The sequence below is a fragment of the Streptomyces vulcanius genome (assembly GCF_042653945.1).
Lineage (GTDB): Bacteria > Actinomycetota > Actinomycetes > Streptomycetales > Streptomycetaceae > Streptomyces > Streptomyces mangrovi.
Genome location: NZ_JBHSFK010000039.1, coordinates 1 through 24,669, shown reverse-complemented (window position 1 = coordinate 24,669; position 24,669 = coordinate 1). Strand labels below are relative to the sequence as shown.

20 protein-coding genes and 2 pseudogenes are annotated in these 24,669 nt (G+C 69.3%); 12 read left to right on the top strand and 10 right to left on the bottom strand.

What is annotated here, in order from left to right; genetic code table 11:
- Positions 1–6: 6 nt before the first annotated feature.
- Positions 7–3,024, bottom strand: a complete 3,018-nt coding sequence (locus tag ACFPIH_RS42090) for a hypothetical protein (protein WP_381183276.1) — start codon at positions 3,022–3,024, stop codon at positions 7–9.
- A 1,541-nt stretch (positions 3,025–4,565) separates the two neighbouring features.
- On the opposite strand from ACFPIH_RS42090, the gene ACFPIH_RS42085 reads away from it, so the two are divergent.
- Complete coding sequence (locus ACFPIH_RS42085) at positions 4,566–4,886, top strand: hypothetical protein (RefSeq protein WP_381183274.1); 321 nt, start codon at positions 4,566–4,568, stop codon at positions 4,884–4,886.
- A gap of 146 nt (positions 4,887–5,032) precedes the next feature.
- On the opposite strand, the gene ACFPIH_RS42080 is transcribed toward ACFPIH_RS42085, so the two are convergent.
- Together ACFPIH_RS42080 and ACFPIH_RS42075 are read right to left on the bottom strand one after the other, a co-directional pair.
- Complete coding sequence (locus ACFPIH_RS42080; protein ID WP_381183272.1) at positions 5,033–5,206, bottom strand: hypothetical protein; 174 nt, start codon at positions 5,204–5,206, stop codon at positions 5,033–5,035.
- 254 nt (positions 5,207–5,460) lie between these two features.
- Entirely contained in the window at positions 5,461–6,216 is a 756-nt protein-coding gene (locus ACFPIH_RS42075; protein WP_381183270.1) for an RICIN domain-containing protein, read from the bottom strand.
- A 56-nt stretch (positions 6,217–6,272) separates the two neighbouring features.
- Between ACFPIH_RS42075 and ACFPIH_RS42070 the strand changes: the two genes are divergently transcribed.
- Positions 6,273–9,119, top strand: a complete 2,847-nt coding sequence (locus ACFPIH_RS42070) for an AfsR/SARP family transcriptional regulator (RefSeq protein WP_381183268.1) — start codon at positions 6,273–6,275, stop codon at positions 9,117–9,119.
- A gap of 163 nt (positions 9,120–9,282) precedes the next feature.
- On the opposite strand, the gene ACFPIH_RS42065 is transcribed toward ACFPIH_RS42070, so the two are convergent.
- Positions 9,283–10,155, bottom strand: a complete 873-nt coding sequence (locus ACFPIH_RS42065) for a helix-turn-helix transcriptional regulator (RefSeq protein ID WP_381183266.1) — start codon at positions 10,153–10,155, stop codon at positions 9,283–9,285.
- A 264-nt stretch (positions 10,156–10,419) separates the two neighbouring features.
- Here ACFPIH_RS42065 and ACFPIH_RS42060 point away from each other — a divergent pair, with 264 nt between their 5' ends.
- The 3 genes from ACFPIH_RS42060 (at position 10,420) to ACFPIH_RS42050 (ending at position 13,468) form a co-directional block, all read left to right on the top strand.
- Positions 10,420–11,298 carry a helix-turn-helix transcriptional regulator gene (locus tag ACFPIH_RS42060; protein ID WP_381183264.1) on the top strand — a complete coding sequence of 293 codons (879 nt, stop codon included), beginning with the start codon at positions 10,420–10,422 and terminating at the stop codon, positions 11,296–11,298.
- A gap of 441 nt (positions 11,299–11,739) precedes the next feature.
- The gene (locus ACFPIH_RS42055; protein ID WP_381183262.1) at positions 11,740–12,579 is read left to right on the top strand and encodes an SDR family NAD(P)-dependent oxidoreductase; all 840 of its coding nucleotides are present in this window, start codon (positions 11,740–11,742) and stop codon (positions 12,577–12,579) included.
- A 106-nt stretch (positions 12,580–12,685) separates the two neighbouring features.
- The gene (locus ACFPIH_RS42050; protein ID WP_381183260.1) at positions 12,686–13,468 is read left to right on the top strand and encodes an SDR family oxidoreductase; all 783 of its coding nucleotides are present in this window, start codon (positions 12,686–12,688) and stop codon (positions 13,466–13,468) included.
- A gap of 499 nt (positions 13,469–13,967) precedes the next feature.
- Here the strand turns inward: ACFPIH_RS42050 and ACFPIH_RS42045 are convergent, their stop codons facing one another.
- The 4 genes from ACFPIH_RS42045 to ACFPIH_RS42030 form a co-directional block, all read right to left on the bottom strand.
- Positions 13,968–14,390 carry a carboxymuconolactone decarboxylase family protein gene (locus tag ACFPIH_RS42045; protein WP_381183258.1) on the bottom strand — a complete coding sequence of 141 codons (423 nt, stop codon included), beginning with the start codon at positions 14,388–14,390 and terminating at the stop codon, positions 13,968–13,970.
- Positions 14,391–14,450: 60 nt separating this feature from the next.
- A complete protein-coding gene (locus tag ACFPIH_RS42040; protein WP_381183257.1) occupies positions 14,451–15,689 on the bottom strand; it encodes an MFS transporter in 1,239 nt (412 codons plus the stop codon).
- A gap of 180 nt (positions 15,690–15,869) precedes the next feature.
- Positions 15,870–17,261: an amidohydrolase family protein gene (locus tag ACFPIH_RS42035; protein WP_381183255.1), complete on the bottom strand. Its 1,392-nt coding sequence runs from the start codon at positions 17,259–17,261 to the stop codon at positions 15,870–15,872.
- 200 nt (positions 17,262–17,461) lie between these two features.
- Complete coding sequence (locus ACFPIH_RS42030; protein WP_381183253.1) at positions 17,462–18,229, bottom strand: Atu4866 domain-containing protein; 768 nt, start codon at positions 18,227–18,229, stop codon at positions 17,462–17,464.
- A 345-nt stretch (positions 18,230–18,574) separates the two neighbouring features.
- Between ACFPIH_RS42030 and ACFPIH_RS42025 the strand changes: the two genes are divergently transcribed.
- The gene (locus ACFPIH_RS42025; protein ID WP_381183252.1) at positions 18,575–18,850 is read left to right on the top strand and encodes an Atu4866 domain-containing protein; all 276 of its coding nucleotides are present in this window, start codon (positions 18,575–18,577) and stop codon (positions 18,848–18,850) included.
- 418 nt (positions 18,851–19,268) lie between these two features.
- Here ACFPIH_RS42025 and ACFPIH_RS42020 read toward each other — a convergent pair whose 3' ends face one another.
- Positions 19,269–20,021 carry an SDR family oxidoreductase gene (locus ACFPIH_RS42020; RefSeq protein ID WP_381183250.1) on the bottom strand — a complete coding sequence of 251 codons (753 nt, stop codon included), beginning with the start codon at positions 20,019–20,021 and terminating at the stop codon, positions 19,269–19,271.
- 85 nt (positions 20,022–20,106) lie between these two features.
- On the opposite strand from ACFPIH_RS42020, the gene ACFPIH_RS42015 reads away from it, so the two are divergent.
- The 6 genes and pseudogenes from ACFPIH_RS42015 (at position 20,107) to ACFPIH_RS41985 (ending at position 24,281) form a co-directional block, all read left to right on the top strand.
- Complete coding sequence (locus ACFPIH_RS42015) at positions 20,107–20,580, top strand: RrF2 family transcriptional regulator (RefSeq protein WP_381183248.1); 474 nt, start codon at positions 20,107–20,109, stop codon at positions 20,578–20,580.
- 102 nt (positions 20,581–20,682) lie between these two features.
- Positions 20,683–20,991, top strand: a pseudogene (locus ACFPIH_RS42010) (transposase); the annotation flags it as partial.
- Between the two features lie 64 nt (positions 20,992–21,055).
- Positions 21,056–22,140 (top strand): IS630 family transposase gene (locus tag ACFPIH_RS56540; protein ID WP_465270391.1). Its coding sequence is split into 2 segments (ribosomal slippage): positions 21,056–21,581 and positions 21,581–22,140, totalling 1,086 coding nucleotides; the frame shifts between segments, so codons are not numbered across the junction.
- A gap of 471 nt (positions 22,141–22,611) precedes the next feature.
- Positions 22,612–23,151, top strand: coding sequence for a hypothetical protein (locus tag ACFPIH_RS41995; protein ID WP_381183244.1), 540 nt, complete (start codon positions 22,612–22,614; stop codon positions 23,149–23,151).
- A 36-nt stretch (positions 23,152–23,187) separates the two neighbouring features.
- Positions 23,188–23,277: pseudogene (locus ACFPIH_RS41990) on the top strand (IS5 family transposase); the annotation flags it as partial.
- 128 nt (positions 23,278–23,405) lie between these two features.
- A complete protein-coding gene (locus ACFPIH_RS41985) occupies positions 23,406–24,281 on the top strand; it encodes a GNAT family N-acetyltransferase (protein WP_381183242.1) in 876 nt (291 codons plus the stop codon).
- A gap of 176 nt (positions 24,282–24,457) precedes the next feature.
- Here the strand turns inward: ACFPIH_RS41985 and ACFPIH_RS41980 are convergent.
- A partial coding sequence (locus tag ACFPIH_RS41980) for a transposase (protein ID WP_381183240.1) occupies positions 24,458–24,669 on the bottom strand: 212 nt, incomplete at its 5' end.

Here is a 24,669-nt window from a genome sequence, read left to right as displayed (position 1 = left end):
TGATCTCTACAGGTCGTTCCACGTCCATCTAGGGGAGGCAGACCCGTCGGGTTCCCGTCCGAATCGAAACCGCTTCCGGTGATCACTGATTTCGGTGAGCTGTGCGAAGAACCCTGCGGCAGGAAGCCGTTCGTCCAAAGTACTGACTTGCTGATCAGCCCCAACCTCTCGAAGCCTGACCGATAGCCAGGTCAAGGTGTCCGGGTCGTCGAGGTGGGCGTGGGTTGCGGGGTCGCGGGCGAGCAGGGTGGCGATCTGCTGGTCCGCCCCAGCTTTGCGCAGCCCACCCAGCAACCTGGCTACGGCACCCGGGTCAGTGAGAGCGACGCGGGTGGCGGCACGTTCGGCCAGAATGGCGGCCTGGCGATCCGCCCCAATGACCCGCAGATGTTCCAGCAGCCGGGCCACGGCCGCCGGATGATCGAGACGGGCGTGGGTTGCGGGGTCGCGGGCGAGCAGAGCGGCGATCTGCTGATCCGCCCCGGCCTTGCCTAGTTCCTCCAGCAGCCGGGTCAGGGCGCCTGGATGATCGAGGCGGGCATGGGTGGCGGCACGCTCGGCCAGGACGGTGGTCTGGTGGTCCGCTCCGGCCTTGCGTAGTTCCTCCAGCAGCCAGGCCACTTCGTGCGCGTTGTCGAGGGCGGCCTGGGGTGCGGCCCGTTCGGCCAGGATGGCGATCTGCTGGTCTGCTCCGGCTTCGCGTAGTGCTGCCAGCAGCCGGGCCACGGCCCCCAGTTGACCGAGGTGGGCGTGGGTTGCGGGGTCGCGGGCGAGCAGGGTGGCGATCTGCTGGTCCGCCCCCGCTTTGCGCAGCCCGCCCAGTAGTTGGGCCACAGCGTCCGGGTCGTCGAGAGTGGCATGAGCGACGGCCCGTTCGGCCAGGACGGCGGCCAGCTGATCCGCCCCAGCGCCTCGCAGTTCTTCCATGAGCCGACGCACAGCGCCCGGGTCGTCGAGGTGGGCGTGGGTTGCGGGGTCGCGGGCGAGCAGGGTGGCGATCTGCTGGTCCGCCCCCGCTTTGCGCAGCCCGCCCAGTAGTTGGGCCACGGCGTTCGGGTCGTCGAGAGTGGCATGAGCGACGGCCCGTTCGGCCAGGACGGCGGCCTGCCGGTCAGCTCCGCCCTTGTGAAGAGCTGCCAGCAGCTGGCTCATGGCCCCCGGACGATCGAGGCGAGCATGAGCGACGGCCCGTTCGGCCAGGATGGCGAACTGCTGGTCTGCTCCGGCTTCGCGTAGGGCTGCCAGCAACCGGGCCACAGCGTCCGGGCTGTCGAGGTGGGCGTGGGTTGCGGGGTCGCGGGCGAGCAGGGTGGCGATCTGCTGGTCCGCCCCCGCTTTGCTCAACCTACCCAGCAACCGGGCCACAGCGTCCGGGCTGTCGAGGTGGGCGTGGGTTGCGGGGTCGCGGGCGAGCAGGGTGGCGATCTGCTGGTCCGCCCCCGCTTCGAGCAGCCCACCCAGCAGCGAGGACACTACCTCCGGGTCGTCGAGGGTGGCATGGGCGACGGCCCACTGGGAGGGGCGCTGGTCGGTGGGATGCAGGGTGTGGAAGAGGTGGACCAGGGCGCGTGCGGCGTAAGGGCTGCCGTGGGCGGTGGCGCGTTTGTGGAGTTGGGCGGCGTCACGGTACAGACCGCGATTCTTGGCTGAGTTGCCGAGATCGGTCAGGTCGGCGGGGTGGGCGTGGGAGGCGGCTGCGGTCCAGAAGTCGATGGGGGGTATCTGGTCGGCTCGGTGGAGGCGGCCGTACTGATCGAGATAGTCGGCCAACTGGTATTGCGTTGCCTGGACGGTCTGGGTGGGTTGCCAGGCGGTCGAACCGGCGGTAGCCGGGCGGTGGTTGCGGGGGGTGCTGGTCTTGACGGGGGAGAGGATGCCGGGGATGCCGTTGCAGGGAGTGGTGACGTAGGCGAGGGCCTGTGGCAGCCAGTTGTCGGGGGTCTGATTCCACTCGGTGTCGGTGAGGTAGCCGGGGGCGGCGTCGGCCAGCCAAGCCAGGGGAATGTGGGGGCCAGCGCCGAGGCGGCGAGCGTCCATCGCGGCGTGGATGAGTGCCTGGGTGGCGCCGCGGGCTCCGTGGTAGCGGTCGAGGAGGACCGGCACTCCAGCCAGGTATTGGGTGATCTGGGCATCATGGGCGCGTGTGGCTGCCTCCCCGAGGCGGGGGTCGGCGTCGGCGGTGTCCGCGAGGCTAGCGAGTTCTGTGCTTGTGAACGCGTCCGGAACATCGATCTTGTGCTTGTTCAGCAGCTCCTGGGTATGAGAGCGTCGACTTGAGTCCGTGTAAATGGTCAAGGTCTCCCAGTGCTCCGGCCACAGGGTGGCCAGTATCAGAACCGGGGCGCGTCCGGGATCGCGCAGCAGGCTGCGTAGGCCTGCGGCGACCTGTTCTCCCAGCGGGTCCAACCCCAGGTAGTCCTGGGCCTCGTTGAGCCACACCACGGTGTGCGGGGCGATATCGGTCAGTTCGGCCAGGGCCGCATCTGGGCGGGTCGGATCAATGGGATGCCACAGCCGCCATCTGTCCGGCAGTTGTCTGACTGCTTCCCACATCGCCCGAGTCTTGCCTGTGGAGGAGCCGCCGACCAGGAGCGCGATGCTGCTCTGCCCCGCGGCTGCGTCAGCGATCACCGCATTCAGCCGGGCGTCGAATTCCCGCGCGACGTAGGCGGGCAGGGCGCTGAGCCGATCGTCGTCAGCACCGGCGTCGAGGGCTGGGTGAACTTCCAGGTCGACCAGGACGAGCCGGTCATCGAACTCACTTATTGGCCGGCCTGCGCCGGTGGCCATCCGGGCTGTGATCCACAGGCTGCGGACCCGAGCGGCCAGATCCTGCGTGTTCCAGGCAGCCGAGCGGGCCAGGACAACGGCGACGGAGACCGTATCGGCCTGGCTGGGCGGCAGGACCGGTTCGCTGATGCAGCGGCGGACGGTATCCCGGCCAGGAGATCCCGGCAGACCATCATCGGCGCTGATGGCCTCGGCGATCTCATCCAGGCTCGGAGCACCCGCCGCCAGGTACACCTCGTACAGCAGGTCCTTGAGCTCCCGCAGCGGGCGGGGCCATCCCACCTGAGCCCGCTTCAGCATCCGCGGTCGGCTGGCCGGGCTGTCCCCCATGTCGCGACTCATCGCACCATCATTCCCCGCTCTGTCGCGGAAGAGGCTTGAACAGCACTGATGCCACGGTCATGTGATGACTTATCGCAGAGTGGAGGTGATCTTCGCACGGGGGCGAGCGTGGACAGCGAGCCGGCCGGCTGCCTACCCGCTGACGACGACCCGTGGAGGTCCTCATGTCCCGCACGCGCCTGACACGCCGCGAGCGTTTGGTCCTGGCCCGTACAGTCCTCGGCGGCCTGGCCTCCGGCATCGCCCGCGCCGTCACCACCTGGATCCTGGACCAGCTCCTTTGACGACGACCGAATTCGAAGGTGAGAGCCGGGGATATTGGTCCGCTGCAGACGACCGCTGCCGGGCGGAACAGGCATCGGGGCAGCTCTCAGAGACTCGGAAAAAGTTGGGGTGGCTGGGCGATGGGGTGCCGTGCCGAGCGTCGCGGACTTTGGCCTGCATCTGCCCTGCCGGACACGGTTGGCCTCGTGACGGGAGATCCCGCCGCACGCGCTCAGGCCGCTGTCAACCCGCTCCGGCCTTGCCGATGAACGCGGACACGTTGGCGTTGTCCCTTTTCCACGGCTGCGGCACTCCAATGCGGCACTCGATCCGCATCGGTGCGGACGATGAACTTCATCGGATGCGTACCGGCGATGCGGTTCGCTCTCCCCGCCGCACTCGATGCGCACCTGCGCGATGCGCCGTATCGTCCTGCGCACCGGATGGACACCGCCCGGAATCCGGGTGTGCAGGGCACCCGGCCGACCCCTTGTCGGCGGGGGCCAGCGGCGCGTCTTCTCTTGACCGGGTTCGCTATCCAGCACGTTTCCCCTGAACCAACGCCGCTGCGGATGCTGAACAGGCGACGGACAAGGGGGTGCGTGATACAGGCGTCTGGCCGGGTTCCGGTGCGCATCAGGTGCGGTGCGCGGTGCGGGTGGTGCGCATCGTGCGGGCAGTGCTTCATACACCCGGCATCGGTCGGCTCCCGTGCCCAGCCGTATGCCTCCTCGGACGGCTTCCTGTGGGGCCGCGTACCGGGAACCCGGGCCAGGACGGGGTGCCCGTCGGTCGCCTCGCACGGCGCCGGGTACGCAGCCGGGTGCATGCCTGATGCCCTGGGCGGGTTCTGCCGGCGAGTGAACTGCCCGCAGTCGGCATCCGCGTCGTCGGCGCCACGCACGATGCGCGGACTGCGCTGCTCGCGCCCGGGCGCGAGCTCGGTCCTCAGCGAGTGTCAGATCCATCATGCCTGTTCGGAGGCGGTTTTCGGTAGGACGGAGCGCACGTCCGTTCGGACTTGTCGCAGGTGGTGGTCCGCCCGCAGACTCGTCGTCATCCACTCTCCGACGTCCGTGTCGGCATCCGTTCCCGGCTGCCGACGCGTTCGCTGTGCTGTCTCGTCGCGTGACGGGGCGGGCCGGGGGTGAGGGAACGAAGGGGGATCGATGGATCAGGACATGGTTCTGCGGGCGAGGGTCAAGCTGCTCGGTGCCAACCGGCGGGTGGTGCGCGGCGTCGAAGGGCTGTGGATCTACCGCCTGCTGACGCAGGTCGAGCCGGAGGTGTACGGGTCGAAGCTGGCGTACGTCCTGGTGGAGGCCAGCGCCTCGCCGCTGGTGCGGGAGCTGCCCGGGCAACGGCTGGCCCTCTTGGACGAGGCGGTGGCGGTGGCGACGGCCCTCAGCGCCGCGAATCCCTACCGGGCCAAGGTGCTGGCGAGGGCTCTCGCCGCCCGGCGGGAACTTGACGGTCGGCAGGCGACCTAGCAGGAAACGCCGGATCCGGTGCGCATCAGGTGCGGTGCGCGGCGCGGGTGGTGCGCGGCATCGTGCGGACCTGGTGCGCACCACCGGCCCGCGGTGCGCGCAACGCATGCGCACCACCCGCACCGCACCGACCGGCCCGGTGCGTACTACATGGCGGTGGTGCGCGCACGCGGTGCGGGGTGCGCACTGCGGGCCTGGTCCAAGGCGGTAGCCCTCAGCTGCTTCAGGGTGTCCGTGACGTCCTCGGGGTCCTCGGTGAGGATCTCTTCGGTGAAGCTGATGATGGCCGCAGCGATGCCCGGTGCCGACGACGGGCACACGTCGTCCTCGGTGTGCAGGACGCCGAGGAAGATGCGTCCGAGCGCTTCCAGGGCGAAGGAGTCCGAACCCGGGTCGCCTTCGCCCTGGCTGGGCAGCGCGGTGATCGGGGTGATGATGCGGTCGGCGACATCCAGGAGCGCCGTGCGTAGCTGCGCGTACTCTTCGAACGCGGGGACCGCGTTGGCGGCCCCGGTCTGAAGCGCCCGGACGTAGCGGCGGGACCAGCACCCAGCCTGTTCGTCGGTCTTCCAGGCTAGAAGCCGACGATCCAGCGCTGCGCGAGGGTCCCGTTGCAGCCCCAGATCTGCATGGCCAGTCCTCGGGTGTTCTGGCTTTCCGGCACGTCGATGCAGAAGCCGGTGTCACGGAATCCGACCCTGGACTCCAGTGTCACGACGTCAGGCAGTGCTGTGTCGGTGTTGAATTCCTCGTTGCTGATCCATGTGCAGGTGCCCTGCAGGAGGCGTCCTCCGTCGAAGGCACCGTCGAAGGCGTCGAAGCAGTAGCCGCTGAGCTGGTTCAGGAAGCGGTAGTGGTTGGTGCCGACCTCCGTGTAGCTCCAGCCTTGTGCGAGACTTCCGGACACACAAGTCTCTTGTACGATCGCCGCAAACTCTTGCGTGGAACCGCCCGCGGGCTGGAGACACAGGCCGTTGCCGACATTCTTGATGGGAGTGAACGCGGACGCAGCCGGCACCGGCTGAGCGTTCGCGCTTGGTGCGGTGGCGGCCAGACCGGCGACGGCCAGTAGTGCCGCGGCGGCTAAACCGCCGAGTTTCTTACGCAGAGTAGAACGCATGATCTCAGGATTCTCCTTCGACGAGTGTTTCTGCTCGGCTGTGTTCCGGTGGAAGCGGGTCGGTATTTCTCCGCCGGTCCGGGACGGAAACCGTGCGGACGCCGCCGGCTTGGCGGCCGACGGGGATGGTTCCTCCGGAGCACTTGCTGCCTCGAACCAAGGTGGCAGGCCGGTCAGGGACAAACGTTGGACAAACGTTGTATCGGCCATCCGGACCCGGTAAGAACGGGTGTGCGGTATCCGGCCTCTGGGGGAGTGCGGTCAGGATGACGGTGGAATTCGGTGTGCTGGGCAGCGTCGAGGGCAGCATCGACGGCCGGCCTGTGGCGTTGGGTCATGCCCGCCAGCGGGGTGTACTGGCGGTTCTGCTGGTGGACGTCGACCATCCGGTGACGGTCGATCAGCTGATCGGCCGGGTCTGGGGGGAGCGTCCTCCGCGGCAGGCTCGCTCTACCTTGCGCGGTTACCTCTCCCGACTGAGACAGGCCCTGGCCGCCACCGGCGAGGCGGTCATCGCCCGGCAGCCGGGCGGCTACGTCCTGACCACCGCCGGCACCGTGACCGTGGACATGCACTCCTTCCGCCGCCTGACCGGACAGGCCCGCGCCGCCGCCGACGACACCCGCGCCGCGGCCCTGTTCGAGCAGGGCCTGCGGCTGTGGCGCGCGGAGCCCTTCGCCGCCCTGGACACTCCCTGGCTGAACGCGCTGCGCGACGCCCTGGTCCAGGAACGGCTGGCGGCCCAACTGGACCTGGGCGACCTGCGATTACGTCTGGGTCAGCACACCGCGCTGCTGCCGGAGCTGTCGGCCCGCGCCGCGGCGCACCCGCTGGACGAACGTCTGGCCGGCCAGCTGATGCTCGCGCTGCACCGCAGCGGTCGTTCCGCCGAAGCCCTGGACCACTACCACCGCACCCGCGGCCGGCTGGCCCGGGAGCTGGGGATCGATCCCGGGCCGGCGCTGCGGGAGATCCAGAGCGCCGTCCTGCGCCAGGACACCGTCCCGCAGCCGGGAGCACCGGCGCAGCCGAGCCCGCCCCCCGCACAACTGCCGCTGTCCGTCGCGGCCTTCACCGGCCGCGACGGCGAACTCGCCCGGCTCGACCACCTCCTGCCCGCCGCGGCCGGGGCCGGTCCGGTGCGGCCTGCCGCGGTGGTCATCTCAGCGGTGTCGGGCACCGCCGGGGTCGGCAAGACCGCACTGGCCGTGCACTGGGCTCACCGGGTACGGGAAGCCTTCCCCGACGGGCAGCTGTATGTGAACCTGCGCGGGTTCGTCCCCGGCGGTTCGATCACGGACCCGGCCGAGGCGGTCCGGGGGTTCCTGGACGCCTTGGGGGTTCCCCCGGCCCGCATCCCGAACAGCCTGGAAGCACAGGCGGGCCTGTACCGGAGCCTGCTGGCCGGCCGACGGGTGCTGGTGGTACTGGACAACGCCCGCGACGCCGAACAGGTCCGCCCCCTGCTGCCCGGCACCCCCGGCTGTCTGGCCCTGATAACCAGCCGCAACCGCCTCACCGGCCTGGCCGCGACCGAGGGCGCCCACCTGCTGTCCGTCGACCTGCTCACCCCCGGCCAGGCCCGGGACCTGCTGACCGGCCGCCTCGGCCCTCACCGCACGGCCGCCGAACCCGCCGCTGTCAACGAGATCGTCACCCAGTGCGCCGGACTGCCGCTGGCGCTGGCGATCGTGGCAGCCCGCGCCGCCGCCCAGCCCCGCATCCCGCTCACCACCCACGCCCACGAGCTACGCGAAGCCGACAGCCGCCTGGACGCCCTGGACGGCGGGGACCCGGCCACCCAGGTACGGGCGGTGTTCTCCTGGTCATACCAGGCTCTGAGCGCCGATGCCGCCCCGCTCTTCCGCCTCCTCGGACTCCACCCCGGACCGGACACCGCCCTGCCCGCGGTCGCCGCCCTGGCCGGCCTGCCACCCACCCGGACCCGCGCCCTGCTGACCGAACTGACCCGCGGCAACCTCCTCACCGAACACACCCCGGGCCGGTACGCCCTCCACGACCTGCTCCGCATCTACGCCACCGAACTGGTCACCACGCAGGACAGCGCTGCCACCCGGCGCGCGGCGACGCACCGGCTGCTCGACCACTACATGCACACCGCCCACGCCGCCGACGCGCTGCTGACCCCCCGCAGACGGGTTCCGGTCAGTCCGGCCCCCGCTCAACCGGGAGCCGCTGCTGAGGAACTCCTGGATCGTCGGGAGGCGCTGGCCTGGTTCACCGCCGAGAACCCCGTCGTCCTCGCCGCCATCGAGCAGGCCCCCGCCGGCTTCGAGACCCACACCTGGCAGCTGGCCACGGCCGTCGAAACCTTCCTCAGCCGGCAAGGACGCTGGCCTGCGCTGGCCGCCGCCCACACGACCGCCCTGAACGCCGCGCTGCGCACCAACGACAAGACCGGACAGGCCAATGCCCATCGCGGCCTCGCACTTGCCCAGACCCACCTGAACCGCCCAGACGATGCCGGCGCCCACTACGCGATCGCGCTGGACCTGTTCAAGGACCTCGGCGACCACGCCGGCCAGGCTCGCATCCACAAACACCTCGGCAGGATGTCCTCGGACCGGGGCGACTACCGGCAGGCACTCGGTCACGCCCACCAGGCCCTCACCCACTACAGGGCCGCGCACAACATGCTCGGACAAGCCGACGCCCTCACCCACATCGGCCGGTACAGCGTCAGACTCGGCGACCACCGCCAGGCGGCCCTCTCCTGCAGCAGGCAAGCCCTCGCTCTGGTCGAGGAGATCGGGGACATCGACGGCCAGGCCTACACCTGGCGCAGCCTCGGCTACATCCACCATCACCTCGGCCAGTACCCGCAAGCCATCGACTGCCATCGGCAAGCCATTGACCTGTACCGCAAGACCGACAACCGCTACCACGAAGCCATCTGCCTCACCGAGTTCGGCGACACCCACCACGCCGCAGCCGACCCCACTGCCGCCCACCACGCCTGGACCCAGGCCCTGACCATCACCGACGAGATCAGCCTCCTGGGCACAGCCCCGCTGCGCGCCAAGCTCCTCCACAACCTCGACCGGTACCCGGCCGACGCTCCCCCCTCACCAGCGAACACCCCCGGCCCGTGACCGTAAACCCCGCCGTGACGGCTGTGGTGGGGGTCATGACCCCTACCACAGCAAGTCAGCGTGCTGGCGTACCGCGCCGACCGGCCGCACGCTATGAAGGCCGCGTTGTTCCTGGGTGCGCCAGGACCAGCATCCGCCCAGGCTCACCTGCTCCCGTTCGCGGCTACTGGCCCTGGGCTGTGAGGTCGGCCGCAGGCACAACCGCCTGGGCCTGCTTGGGCTCGGCGGCCATGGCCCTCAGCGTCTCGAAGGCGGCTGCCGTCGGGCTGGCTGGTTCAGCCTGATAGACCACGAGCTGCTGGTGCGGGGCCCCGTTGACCGTGAAGGCCGCGAACTTGATGTGCAGGTCTCCGACCTGGGGGTGCTTGAGATGCTTGCCTTCCTGGGACTTGCTCTTGACCTCGTGCATCTTCCAGATTCCGGCGAATTCGTCGCTCTGGGCGGACAGTTCCGCCACGACGTCGGCGATGCGGGCCGATTCCGGATCGTGGCTGTAGGCGGCCCTGAGTTCGGCGACGCAGGAGTGCGCGGCTCGTTCCCATTCCTGGTAGAACTCGCGTCCTGCCGGGTCGGCGAACACCATGCGGGCGAGGTTGTCGAACTGGTCGAACCCGCTGTGGAGGGCCGTGGCGAGGGAGTTGGCCGCCATGATGTCGAGGGCCGGGCCGACGACGAAGGCCGGCGTGTGCTCCCATCCGTTCATCAGCTGCAACAGCTGTTGGCTGATGTCCGTCTGGCCCCAGTCGCGCGGGCGCTGTGAGGAGGTGAGGCAGAGGCGGTTGAGATGGTCGGCGGCTTCCGCATCGAGTTTCAGTGCTTGGGCCACGGCTTCGAGAACCTGTGGGGAGGGGCTGTTCTCGCGCCCCTGTTCCAGCCTGATGTAGTAGTCGGAGCTGACTCCGGCGAGCATCGCGACTTCTTCCCTGCGTAGTCCCGGCACCCGGCGTCGCCCGTATTCGGGCAGACCGACGTCCTGCGGCTTGAGGGCTTCCCGGCGGGCTCTGAGGAAATCACCCAAAGGTGTCCCATTGCTCATGCGGCAAGACTAGTTGGTTTCCAGCCGACGGGACCTGCCGGTCGCGCACTGTGACACTGGGCTGCGGATCTTGAACGCGTAGTACCTTCATGTCCTGATTGGCGGGATTTTCCGGGCCTCGTGTGGTTCCTGCAGAGGCCGGGCTGCCGGGAAGCCCTTCGCCGTCCGTCCCATCCGGTGTCACCCGTGGGCTCACATTCCTGGGTGTAACGCACCCACCATCGAAAGACCATTCACGGTCCTTTTCCGCCTAGCCTCGGAAGCATGGACAACGTCACGCGCCCTGACTCGCTGGAAGGGCTGGGTCAGTTCCTCCGCGCCCGCCGGGAACGCCTCAGCCCTGCGGACGCGGGACTGCCCAGCGCCGGCCGCCGAAGGGTGCCCGGGTTGCGGCGGGACGAGGTCGCGGCGCTGACGGGTGTGAGCCTGAGCTACTACAGTCGGCTTGAGCAGGGCCGTGAACTCAGCCCCTCGATCCGGGTGCTGGAGGCCATGGCCCGCGTGCTGCGACTCGCGGAGGAGGACAAGCGGGAACTCTTCCGGCTGGCCCGGCCGGCAGCTCGCCGCCGCACGAAGTCCCCCGCCCGGGTCGAGCGTGTCCGCCCGCATCTGCGGCAGCTGATCGAGAGCTGGACCAGGACGCCGGCGTTCATCATCGGCCACGCCCAGGATCTGCTGGCCACCAACGCACTGACCAACGCCCTCTACCGTGACTTCGCCCAGCACGACAACGTGCTGCGCATGCTCTTCCTGGACCCCGCAGCGAAGACCTTCTACCGGAACGCCGAGCGGGCCAAGCATCGCGCGGTCGCCGACCTTCAGCAGACCGCCGCGAGCACCCCGGAGGATGCCCGTATCCTGGAACTCGTCGGCGAACTGTCGGTGCGCAGCGGCGAGTTCCGCTCCCTGTGGGCGCGCGAGTACGCCCGGGTCCCGCCCTACGAGGTCAAGCAGATGTACCACTCCGTCGTGGGCGACCTGGAGTTGCGGCACGAAGCCCTCCACATCCGCAGCGCCCCGGGACAGCAGCTCGTCATCCTGCAGGCAGAGCCGGGCTCTCCTTCCGCAGATGGTCTGGCCCTGCTGGGCTCCCTCAGCGCACCCGAAGTCCCTCGTCAGCAGAATCCTGCGGACAACGCCTGAGTCAGGAGACATCACCCGGGCGCGGCTGTCGCGCATTACTCTCGGCGGTGCCCGGAATCCGGTCGAATAGGTCACCGAAATCGTGTCGCCGGATGTCAGCGGACCGAAAGTCGGCTGCCGCGCGTTTTCACGGCCGTGTCACCGGCTGACCCTGCTTCCGGGCTCCCGGCCCGCAGCGCGCGGAGTCGGCAGGCTCCGGCATTGGCGCGCCAAGGTGCGCGGTTCGCCGCCGTAAGGCCCGCATCCCGCTGCGTCTGCCGACCTCGGCCCACCGGACCTCACCGCTTACCCTGCGGTACTTCGCCGGACGTACGTCTAGCCCTCCTAGGTGTGGGACTCCCAGGAAAAGCGCAGCCTTCATAGCACCGTAGCCGACGGGCAGACTCGAATTCGTCAACAGGAAGTCCCCGAAAAGGGGATACGACGAAAGAGGTTTTTCTTATGGCTACGTGGTTTGTCACCGGCGCTTCCCGTGGAATCGGTGCGGAAATCGCCCGCGCCGCACTGGCAGGCGGAAACGACGTCGTGGTCGCCGTACGGAACCCGGAGCGTGTGCCGGACGATCTGAAGAACTCCGACCGAGTCTTCGCGGTCGCTCTGGACGTCACCGACAACGACACCATCCCGCAGGCCGTCGACGCCGCCGTGGAGCGGTTCGGCGGCATCGACGTCCTCGTCAACAACGCTGGCCGCGGCCTGCTCGGCGCGCTGGAGGAGATCACGGATGCGGAGGCCCGGTCGCTGTTCGACCTCAACGTCTTCGGCCTGATCAACGTCACCCGCGCCGTGCTGCCCGTCATGCGCAAGCAGGGCTCGGGCAAACTCGTGCACATCGGCTCCCGCTCGGGCTTCGAGGGCGAGCCCGGCGTCAGCCTGTACTGCGCGTCGAAGTTCGCTGTCGCCGGAATCAGCGAGGCACTCTCCGTCGAGATGGCCCCGTTCGGGATCCAGTCGACGGTCGTCGAACCGGGCGTCTTCCGCACCGACTTCCTCGACGCCAGCTCTCTCTCGGTGGCCGCGAACCGCATCACCGACTACGACGACACCCCCGCCCACGTGACGCTGGACTGGATCGGCAAGGCCAACCACGCCCAGCTCGGCGACCCCGTCAAGGGCGCCGCCCTTATCGTCGAGGTCGCATCCGCCGAGAAGCTCCCCACGCATCTCTACCTCGGGCGCGACACCCTGGAGCGGCTCAACGTCAAGTACCAGCAGGTGCAGGACGACCTCGCCCCCTGGCGGGAGAAGTCCGCAGCCACCGCGCACGACGACGCCGTCTGACGCACCGCGCGGGCGCCATCGCACTCGGGCGGCCGCAGCCCTCAAGCAACCCGGCCGGGCACCGCACCACCGCTCCACTCTCCCCCCGATCAAAGATTGAGGTCTCGTGATGTCTGCTGCTCTGCTCACCGGCACTCCCCTCTCTGGCCGTGTCGCTGTCGTCTCCGGCGCCTCCAGCGGCATGGGTGCCGTCACCGCCGAGCGCCTCGCCGAACTCGGCGCCACCGTGGTCGTGCTGGCCCGGCGCAAGGAGCGCCTCGACAGCCTGGTCAAGAACATCGAGGCCGCCGGCGGCACCGCGCTCGCCCTGGCCGTCGACGTCACCGACCGCGCCGCCGTCCAGAGTGCCGCCGACCAGGTCGCCGAACGCTTCGGCAAGGCCGACCTGGTGTTCAACAACGCCGGTGTCCAGCTCATCTCCGGCATCGAGGAGTTGAAGGTCGATGACTGGCAGCGCCAGATCGACCTCAACATCAGCGGTCTGATGAACGTCATCGCCGCGTTCCTGCCCCACCTGACGGACTCCGCCGCCCAGGGCAGGCCCGCGGACCTGATCAACACCTCGTCGATCGCGGCCACCCGCATCCTGGCGAAGTTCTCCATCTACTCGGGCACCAAGGCGTACATCAGCCACCTCACCCGGCTGCTGCGCGTCGAACTCGGCCCCAAGATGGTCCGTGTGGCCACCCTCGAACCCGGCATGGTCGACACCGAACTCCCTGACCACGTCACCGACCCCGACGCCTCCAAGCTGATGGCCGACCTCATCCACGACATCGACTGTCTGCAGTCCGCCGACATCGCGGAAACCGTCGCCTTCATGGCCGCCGTCCCGCGCCACGTCAACCTCACCGAGATCACCATTATGCCGACCGCCCAGGCCATCTGAAGTCCGTCCCATCATGGCGGGGGAGGAACAGCCGAACGCTGTTCCTCCCCCGCCATGACACGTTGACGGACGAGTAGACGGTGGATGTCGTCATCGCGTCGGCGATCACGTCGGGCAGCCATCGCCGCCAGGGCGTCTTCCGCACGCCGACCGGCCAGACGCCGTCAGAATGGCGGCCGCGTCGATGTCGGTCGGCAACTCTCCCGACAGCGTCACGACCTCGCGTCGCCGAGAGCCACGTCGATACGGCCGGCCGCACGCAGGTCTGTGAACTGGTCCCGACCTTGCGCCTCAAGAGCCCCGAACCGCTGCGCTGCCTCTGGCAGGGCACTCACCACGGCACTGCTCGTAGGGCCGCGTTCCGCGGCGTCGGCCCGAGGAACGCAAGAGGAACGACGACGCCGCCGTGATGAACACGGCGGCGTCGCCTTGCTGAGGGGCGGTGGTACGGCGTCCCTCAGTTGAGGGCGCCGTACGAGTACTCCCGAGAGAGACCCCCTTACTGACCGAGGTCGCCGGGCAGCAGTCCTCGATCGGTGAAGACCCTCTTGGCGACGAAGGTGGCGTTGAGGGCCTTGGGCATGCCGCAGTAGACGGCGGCGTGCAGCAGCGCCTCGACGATCTCATCGGGCGTCAGGCCGACGTTGAGGGCCGCGTTGATGTGGACGTCGAGCTGCGGCTCGCAGCCGCCGAGGGCGGTCAGCATGCCCAGGGTGACCAGTTGGCGGTCTCTCGGGGCCAGTTGCGGGCGGCTGTACATCTCGCCGAACGCCCAGGCAACGACCTGGTGTCCCAGCTCGGGGGAGATGTCGGCCAGCGAGTCGATGACTTTCTCTCCGCTCTCGCCGTCGATGCTCGACAGTACGGCCATGCCGTGGTCGAAGCGCTCCTGCCGGTCCTTCGCGCTGTTGTTGATGCTCATCGCTCTGCTCCTCCTGCCGTCGGGCGGTGTGTGTAGGGATGTGTGGGTCGCGTACCTCGGTTAACCCGTGTGCCGGTTGCGGAGCGCGGGCAGGGCCAGCAGGACGCCCAGCGCGAGCGTGGCGGCGACGACGCGCAGGATGCCGGCGAAGCCCAGGCCGGTCAGCGCACCGGTGAGCTGCGGGCCCAGGCTGGCGCCGATGAACATGCTGCAGCCATAGAGGGCGACGGCCGCGCCGCGTGCGTGCGCGGCGCCCGCGTTGATGGTCTCCACGACGGCGGGCGCCGCTGCCGCGAGGGCGGCCACGAACAGCAGCAGGGCGATGGCCAGTGCCACGGTGTGGCCGCCGAGGAAGGAGCCGGCCGCGACGGCGAGGGCGGCCAGTGCGAAGGCGAGGACCGAGCGCAGGGGCGCGGCCAGGCGCTGGAGCACGGGGGCGAGCACGGGGACGGCGACCAGGGCCGGCAGCGCGCTGGCCCGCAGGGCGAGGATCGCGGAAGAGTTCCCGGCGATGCCGGGCGGTCCGGCGATGGCGACCGCTGTGTAGACGGCGACGAAGGAGGCCATCAGGGCCACGGTCGACAGGTAGAGGGCGACCAGGCGTGGCTGGCCGAGCAACTGCGGCATCGCCGCGAACGCCTGGCGCAGCCCGCCGCCGGAGCCGCGGCGGAGGGTGGGTTGCAGGACGCGGCGCACCGGTATCAGGCTCAGGGCCATGAGGGCGGCGCCAATCCAGAAGACCGCGCGCCAGCCGAGGCCGGCCGCGACGGCCTGGGCGCCGATCTGCATGATGACGGCGGCGGCGAGCATGCCGCTGGTGATGCAGGTCAGCGCGGTGCCGCGGCGCTGGGGTGCGAGGTGGCGGACGACGTAGGAGAGCGCGGAGGGCGCGAAGGTCCCGGCGGTCAGTCCCTGCACGATCCGCAGGGCGACGGCCCAGGTGAGGTCGGGCGCGGCGCCGACCGCCAGGGTGGCTGCGGTGGCGGCCACGAGCCCGGCGGTGATCACGGCGCGCGATCCGTAGCGGTCGGAGAGGGGACCGGCGAGGAGGAATCCGGCGGCGTAGGCGAAGCCGAACGCCGTCGCCGTCCAGGTGGCCTGTCCTGAGGTGGTGCCGAGCGCGGTGGCCATGGGGTGCAGCAGGGCCAGGACGGTGTACATCTGGCCGACCATCAGGACGCCCAGCGCGGTCAGCAGTGCGATGGTCGACACAGCGGGCGCCCAGGAGGGCGGCTGGTCCGGGGTGCTGGGCGCGGCTGCCGTGTGCCGGGGGGAGGTGGTGGGAGTGGGGTGGGACATGGGAACTCCAGAAGGGGCGGCCGGTCGCCGCCCCGCGTGTCCACGCGCGGCACGACCGGCCGATGACACCACCGGGATTCGGTGGGTGAGTGCCCCCGGCCGCAGGTGAGGGGGAGAAGCGGCCGGGGACGATGAAGGGGACTGTCCCGGGCGGCGGGGTCGCCCAGGCAGCCGGGCTGTTCAGCCAGCCGGAGTGTTCAGCACGTACTCGCGCGAGGTGTGCACCTCGTCGCGCAGGGCGGCCAGGTCGACGTCGAGGACCTGCCCGTTCCATTTGCGGGGCTCGCCGTTGATGAGGACGGCGCTGATGTTGCGGGCGTCGGAGCCCAGCACGAGGGTGCCGATCGGGTCGTTGAGCGGCATGTTGTTGAGGTCCTCGGCCTGGACGACCAGCAGGTCGGCCTTCTTGCCCGGGGTGAGCGAGCCGGTGACCCCGGACAGGCCGTTGGTACGGGCGCCCTGGAGGGTGGCGAAGTCGAGGACGTCGTTGGTGGTGATGCGGGAGGGCTGCCGGTCGGTTCCGTACGCGGCGTTGACCGCGCGCATCCGCTGAATGGCGTGCAGAGCCCGCATCTGCGTGAACATGTCGCTGGCCAGGGCGACTTCGACGTCGATGCTCAGTCCGGGGCGGATGCCCACAGCGAGGGCTTCGTCGACGGCGGGGATGGCGGTCTCCAGGCCGATCTGCGCGTCGGAGGTCGGGGCGAGGGCGACCGTGGTGCCGGTCTCTCCCATGGCCTTCCATGCCTCGGAGGTCAGGCCTGTGGAGTGGATGAGGGTGACATCGGGGCTGAGGATGCCGTCCTTGGCCCAGCGCAGGACCGCCTCGGAGCCGGACGTGCCGAAGACGGCGTCCACGCTCACCCCGATGCCCAGCTCCTTCGCGGCGCGGGCGAGTTCGGGGCCGTAGGCGAGCGCCGGTCCGGCGATCTCGTCGGTGGCCAGGGTCGCCAGGCGCAGGGTGAGCAGCTGGTCGTCGCTGCTGAAGTACTGGTCCTTGAGGCGGGTCAGGTCGCCGGGCCACTGCCGGTCCCAGTCGCCGAAGTGCGGGCCCATGGAGGCGTGCACGCCGCGGATGCCGGTGTCGCGGAGGGCTTCGATGGCGGCGTCGGAGTGTTCGCGAGTGCGGGAGTTGTGGGAGAAGTCGAGCATGGTCGTGATGCCGCTGTCGATCGCGGTCAGCGCGGCCAGCCGGGTACCGATGTACATGTCCTGGGGCCGGTAGACCGTGGCGTAGCCCGCCAGGGTGGCCATGACGTAGCCGCCGAGGTCGTCGACGTCCGGCATGATCCGGCGCAGCTGGGCCTCCCAGGCGTGCCGGTGGGTGTCGACGTAGCCGGGGGAGAGGATCGTGCCGGTGGCGTCCACGACCACCGCGTCATCGGCGTCGAGGTCGCGGCCGACGGCGGTGATCGTGTCGCCCTCGACGAGGAGGTCACCGCGGTCGATGACGCCGAGGGCAGGGTCCATGGTGACGACGGTCGCGCCGGTGAACAGGATGCGCCGACGGTCGGCGGGCCGACGCCGGAGCTCTTCGAGGACGGCGGCGCTGGTGGTGTCGTTGGCGTTCATGAGAGGTCTTCTTTCCGTACGGGGGACAGGGCCCGGAGGAACGGGCCGTTCGCTGGAGAGGGCTGAGAGTGGGGCGCCGGGGGCGGCCGGGCTGCTCGAACACCAGCCTCGGCCGCGCCCGTCACGGCAACCAGGCCGCGAATTCCCCAGGTGTCGCGCACCCAGGGTCGAGAGTGTGCGTGCGCCGGTCGGCGGGAAGGTCAGCCGAGCTTCATGACATAGCCCGCGTGGTGCAGCTCGTCGCCCTGGAACTCTCCATAGGCCCAGAAGCCGAGGTCGTCCAGGTAGTCGATCCGGTTGCCGTCGACCCAGTACCGGCCCTGGTAGGCGTGCGGGCGCCCGCCCCGGGTCTCGTCGTAGCGGCCGTCGACGGTGAGCTCCTGGTGCAGGAAGTCGTTCCTGTCGATCCAGACGCCGACGCGCGGGCTGCCGGTCAGGTCCTCGGCGGCCGGGATGCCCGCTTCGGGCGCAGTGGCCCGGCCGGAGACGTCGGTGCCGGCCCACAGGACGGGCCGGCCGGCCGCGACGAGTGCGCGGACCTGCTCCGGCCGGGTCAGGAGGGTGGCCACGGCGCTCGGCACGTCGGCGGCGAGTTCGTCGGGCACCACCAGGAAGTCGGGGGCGTTGCCCGGGGTCAGCGTCGCGACGTACTCCGAGCGGCGGCCACGGCCGCCGGCCAGCGCCACGGTGTCCACGACGGCAGGGGCGATGGTCATGCCGGTGCAGTCGACGACGATGGCGTTGTCGTCCTGAGCGGCAGTGACGATGGCGGGGCCGACCCCCACGGTCAACGAGCCGACGAACAGGAGGTCGGCGCCGGTCATGGTCCCGATCAGCGGGTCCATGGTCAGGATCCGGGCGTTGGTGAACAGGACGGGACGCCCCTCGTCGTTCGAGAGGATCTCGCAGATGGCCGTGGGGTTCCAGCTCATGATGTCGGTGTCAGTGGCGGTGTCGGTGGTGCTCATTGCACGCTCCTCAGTGGAGTCGCCTCATCGGTGACCCACTGCGCGAAATCAGCGCCGATGCAGGTCCGAGGCGAGTGTTCGGCAGCTACGGCGGCTGCCTGGCCACCAGATTCGTCGTGCGGTGGGCCCGGAACCAGGCCGCGGTGTCCCTAGGTGTCGGGCACCCACGATCCGTCCCGCGCGTACAACGGAGGTCCATGGGGAACGTCCCGAACGGCCCGCTTCGCTGCTGCACGACATGAAGGGCCCCATCGCTCGCGATGCTGGGCGCGCGGCACCCAGGAAGCTCTCACCTGGGGAGACGGCGGCCTGGTTGGCACCGGCCGCCGGGGCGATCGTAGAGCCATGACCAGCAACGACACGCCCCGCGACCCGCACCCGTACGTCGGAATGTGGGTGACCGCCGACGGCTTCATCCGCCAGGAACTGCTGCCCAACGGCCGCTACGACGAGGCCCGCGGCAACCGCCGCAGCGCCTACACCGGCAGCTACACCGTCACCGGCGACCACATCGACTACGCCGACGACACCGGCTTCACCGCCACCGGTGACGTCCGCGACGGTGTTCTCTTCCACGAGCATCTGGTCCTCTACCGCGAGGGCGACGAACACACCCGGTAGAGGACCCCGACTGTGACCAAGCTCCGCATGCGGGTAAGAGGTTCCTCCACCTCGGACGGGCCCGCGTCAACGGTTTCTGCGCCGTGCACACTCGGCACCCGTCGACCACGGCCAGTCCCCGTCCTGACCGAGACGAAGACCGCGTCGGGGTGCAACTGCCAGAACCGACGCCGCCATAAGAGGTCGCGCAGACAGGCGGCTGTCAGGGACCAGCAGGTAGATAGGACAGGCACAGGTTCCGTGATCACGGAGTTGCGACGCTCTGTGATCATCGGGGAGACCTGTGCCCGCACTGCCATCATGGCCGGACGCCGTCGACGACGCCGCACCTTCACCGACAGCCCAGCTGTCTTTCAGGCTCTGCCGCCTTACCACCTACCGCGATGGCAGCAGCGCAGGGTGCTGTGGTGGGGAGACGCTATTGCTGCTGTGCGAGCCACTCGTCGAAGGTGGTCGGCGCGATGCGGGCGCCCGCACGGGGTAGCAGTACGTTACCGGCCATCGCCGGGCCAAACAGCGATGACCACGTCGGCACGAGCTTGACCGCGCGGCCGCGCGCGTCGTTGGTGCGCCGGGCCATGTCCACCAGGTCCTGCGGCTCGGGACCGGCGACCTCGCGGTAACGCCCCTGCGGTGCGCCCATGGCGATCTCGGCGAGGATGTCGGCCACGTCCGCGGGTGCGATCGGTTGGACGAGCAGTGGCGCGATGGTGGCGGCGCCGTCCTGCTCAGTCCAGCTCGTCACCATCGCGGCGAAGTCGTGGAACTGGGCGGCCGGAACGATCGTCCACTGCGCCGGACCTTCAGTCACAAGGCGCTCCTGCTCGCGCTTGCCGGCGTAGTGCGCGTTACCTTCGACGCGGTCGACGCCGACGATAGAGAGCAGCACGTGGTGGCGGACACCGGCCCGTTTCTCGGCGGTGAGCAGGTTCCGGGTGATGGTGCCGAAGTACGCCACCGCTTCGTCCCGGTCGGTCGCCGTGCAGTTCGTGGCGTCCACGACGGCCTCGACGCCGGTCAGGGCGTCGTCGAGGCCGTCGCCGGTGGTCAGGTCCACGCCGAGTGAGCGGCTGATGCGCACGACGTGGTGTCCGGCCTGTTCCAGGGCGGCGACGGTGAGGGCCCCGATGTTCCCGGTCGCTCCGGCAACGGCGATTCGCATGGTCCGCATGGTGTCTCTCCTCTGTCTCTCGTGCTGCCACCGGACGCTATCTCGGACTAAATAGATCCGCAATATCTTGGATAAGATCAGGGTTATGAAGCTGCCTGTGAGTACGGAATGGCTGTTGCACTGCGCCACGTCGCTGGCGCAGCTCGAGGCAGGGACCACCGCGTCGGCGGCACAGCTCGCCCAGCACTTCGACCTGCCGGCGGCCTATCTCGCCAAGCAGCTGCAGGCGCTGGTCAAGGCTGGCGTGCTGGCCGCAACGACGGGCCCGCGCGGCGGGTTCCGGCTGGCCCGGCCTGCGTCCGAGATCACGCTCCTGCAGATCGTCGAGGCAGTCGACGGTGCGTCCTCGCCGTACGAGTGCCGCGAAATCCGCCAGCAGGGACGAGGAGCTCTGCCCGCCGAGGAGTGCCAGAACCCCTGCATCCTCGCCGAGAAGATGGCCGAAGCCCACGAGGCCTGGCGGCGCAGCCTCGCCGCGACCTCCCTCGCCGAGGTCATCGCCGCGCTGCCCCCGTCGGCGCCGTCCCGCACCCGCCTGCGCCTGACCGTGACGCCTTAGTGGGCGGTTTGTGAGTCTTTGAGTGGCTCTGCTGTCGCCTGATGGTGTGGCGGCGGGGCGGAATCTGCCGGTCCGCGCTTGATGGTCTGGTGATGTGTTCGGGTGAGTGAACGCAAGCCGTATCCGAGTGACTTATCGGACGAGCAGTGGTCGTTGATCGAGCCGGTGATCACCGCGTGGAAGGACCGGCACCGCTCGGTCAGCGGCCACCAGGGCGCCTACGACATGCGGGAGATCGTGAACGCGATCCTCTATCAGGGGCGGACCGGCTGCCAGTGGGCCTATCTCCCGCACGACCTGCCGCAGAAGAGCGCGACCTACTACTACTTCGCCGCCTGGCGGGACGACGGAACCGACCAGGTCATCCATGAACTCCTGCGCTGCCAGGTCCGTGAACGCGCCCGCCGATTACTGACCTTGCTGGCGTGATGTCGCGGGGGCTGACAAGCGTTGGTTGTCGCAGTAGGCCGGTCATATGAGGTATCCGCAAGGGGGCGGGCTGACCGCGGAGCGACGGGTGTTTCGCGAGGACATCCGGATGCAGGCGGCCGAGTTATTCGCCCTGGGACACGACAATGCCGCCGTCGCCAGGCAGTTACGTGTCAGCGTGCGATCGGTACAGCGATGGCACCAGGCATGGGAGCACGGCGGAACGTCAGCCCTGGAGTCGAAGGGGCCGGCGTCCAGGCCCAAGCTGAGTGAGACGCTGTTTGCGGTGCTCGAGCAGGAGCCGGCCAAGGGGCCGGTCGCGCACGGCCGGCCGGACCAGACCTGGACGCTGGCGCGGATCAGGACGCTGATCGGGCGCCGGTTCCACAAGAGTATGACGCTGTCGGCTATTGCCCAGATGCTGCACCGGCACGGCTTCAGCCACCAGGTCCCGGCCCGCCGCGCGACCGAGCGCGACGAGGAAGCCGTCACCGGCTGGGTGAAGGAGACCTGGCCCCAGGTGGAAACGCCGTGGCGGCGCTCGGGGCCTGGCTCTGCTTCGAAGACGAAGCCGGCTTCTCGATGACGCCGCCCACCGCCCGCACCTGGGCCAGACGCGGCCACACACCCATCATCCCGGTGCGGGGACGCTCCCAGCGCCGCTTGTCCATCGCCGCTCTGGCCTGCTGCAAGCAGGGCGAACGCTCACGCCTGATCTACCGGCCCAAGCGGCACGTCGACCACAAACGGGGTGGCAGACGCAGCTTCACCTGGACCGATTACCGCGAGCTGCTGACCGCCGCCCACCAGCAGCTCGGCGGACCGATTGTGCTCATCTGGGACAACTTGAACGTGCACAAAGACCGTCGGCTGCGGGAGTTCATCGACACCCATGGCTGGATCACCTGCTACTTCCTGCCGGCCTACGCACCTGACCTCAACCCCGTCGAGGGCATCTGGTCACTGCTGCGTCGCAGCAGCCAGGCCAACACCGCTTTCACGGACCCCGACCATTTGATGCGCGCCCTTCGGCAGGGCCTCCGCGAGATCCAGTACCACAGCAACCTCGTCGATGGATGTCTCGCTGGAACCGGCCTCACCTTGACGACATCACGCCAGCAAGGTCAGTAGTGCTTGAGTCACGATCCGCGCATCTGGGCTTGCACCGACAGGGGCGGGCCCTGCCCTGATTGCTGCTGACTCGAACCGAAGAGTGAACAGGGACCACCCGGCCTTGCGTTGCACCGCGAGACCGCCGAGAGCCGGTACCGCGCGGCGGTACCGGCTCCTTTGGTGTTTCTGACGGCCTCGCCCCGAAGTGGAACATCAGCTCACGCCAGCACGGGCCCGGGCATCGCCATGACGACCCGGGCCCCTCCGTGCGCTGCTCCTGGTCGTCGTGGTGGCGCTGCTCGCGGCCGGCGCCGCCTACGTCGTGCACCACCATCCGTCCTGGGGCAAGCAACTCGCCGCCGCGTTCGGCTCTGACGAGCCGCTCACGTGAAGGGCTGATCGTTTCTGCGGTGAAAGCTGCCGCCCACCCGGGTGAGGGTCCGGTCGGTCCTCCTGCGAGTTGCTGTCCGGTCCCGTTACACCCGGGGGGTGATCAAGAGCCTGCTGCGCGCTCTGCCCGCGCTCGCCCGGTCCGTTGTCCCACTGGCCGGTCCCGCGACCGCGGTCCCCGTCGGTGCGCGACCAGCTGGCGGGCCTGCCGCGGCCGGTCCAACTGCCGCAACCCCGAAGGAAGCCGCCCCGCTCGCGGGGACGGATGTGCCGCTCTTCCAGACGCTGGCCTGGATTGAGGAGGCCCCGGAAGGGCCGCGGGCCGGTTACAGCCGGGAGCAGTTCAAGCACTGGAACAAGGGCCTCAACGCCACGGACGGTTGTGACACCCGCAGGGAGGTGATCCTCGCTGAGGCGCTGGAGGCGCCGGAGATCGGGTTGAGGTGCGCGCTGACGGGCGGGCGGTGGTGGTCGGAGTACGACCAGGTATGGATCACCTCGGCGTCGTCGCTCGACGTCGACCACATGTTATCTGCACCCACGACGTACCAACGTAGATCGAAGTGCTGTTCAACAGGTCACCGGCATACCGCTGACACATTCGGTGCGGATCCGGATTCTGATGTGCGAGGCGAGTGAGACTGGAGCCGGAGTTACGCGCCCGCCGCGACGCACGACTACGAACGCCTCCCGCAGCACTCCGAAGCCCAACCGAACTGGGCACTCATCACCATGATGACCCGACGTCTGACCCGCAGGAGTCCCAACACCAGCCAGCGGACAAGGACAACTCCTATGTAATCAGGGGTGATTGGCAGCGACTATGAGGCAGGACGGAGACTTGTCTTCGTGTATCAGCTCCCCGGAGTCGAGTGCATGCGGGAGCATGCAGCATGCGCTCGGATGCCTGGCACCTCACCAACGACATCGACGACTTTCTCGCGCGGGCCGGAGACTTCCTCCGCTCGCGCCCCGCCCTGCACAACACGCCACTCACAGTGATCGAGAAGTGGCGGACCCGCCCGGGCGCGTTCACCCCTGGAACCGTCCTCTTCGGCCGGCTGGAGTCGGAGGGCGAGACCCAGGCGATCTTCTACCGCCCTCCGACCCGCCGTCTGACCCTCACCCCCCTTTCCCCCGAGCGGGCCGACGCCCTTGCCGCCCAATTGACTGGCCTCGGCCACATCCTCACCGGCGTCACCGCGGACCACGACACCGCCACCGCCTTTGCCGAAGCCTGGCAGAAGCACACCGACGCGACGGCCATGCTCCGCGTCCGGATGCACCTGTACCGTCTCGGCACACTCACCTCGGCCGAGCCGCCCCCGGAGGGCCGCGGCCGGATCGTGGGCAGGCAGGACCATGAGCACCTCATGCGTTGGTGCCGTGAACTCGCCGCGGACCTTGGGGAGAGCGTCACCATCGACGCTGCCTCCTGGGCCGACACCCGCTTCGCCGAGAAGAGCTACATCTTCTGGGAGACCCCGGACGGCACGCCCGTCTCCATGGCGGGCGTGAACCCGATGGTTGCCGGAATGGTTCGGGTAGACCCCGTCTATACCCCGGCCCACCTGCGCGGCCGCGGCTACGCGGCCGCGGTGACCGCCGAGGTGAGCCGGGCCGCGCTGGCCTCGGGCGCCAAGGAGGTCGTGCTGTTCACGGACGCGGGCAACCCCACCAGCAACGCCCTCTACCAGCGCCTCGGGTACCGCCGCGTAGCCGACTGGGCCCCGTACGACTTCGCGTGCACCGAGCCAGAAGCCGGTTAGCTTGCTCTTTAACCCCCGGCGTTCTGCGATGGCCCCGCAGTTGGACCGCCAAGATGTTGCCCGGGGTGTTCATGCCTCTATGCGCAGCCATGTGTTGCCTGCGCGAAGCCAGAGGGAACCGTCGCGGCCTTGGCCGCACTGCATGACGACTCGACCGGGCAGCCTTAGACGTCGTCTCATTTGGCGAGTCGGCGGTAGCAAATGAGGGTGCAGGCGATAGCGGTGAAGGCCAGGAAGTGTTCAGCCTTGCGCTCGTAGCGACGGTGGAGCCGACGGCAGCCGGCGAGCCAGGCCATGGTGCGCTCGATCGTCCAGCGGTGGCGGCCCGGTCGCGTGGAAGATTCGATGCCCTTGCGTGCGATGCGGTGGGTGATGCCGCGCTTGCGCA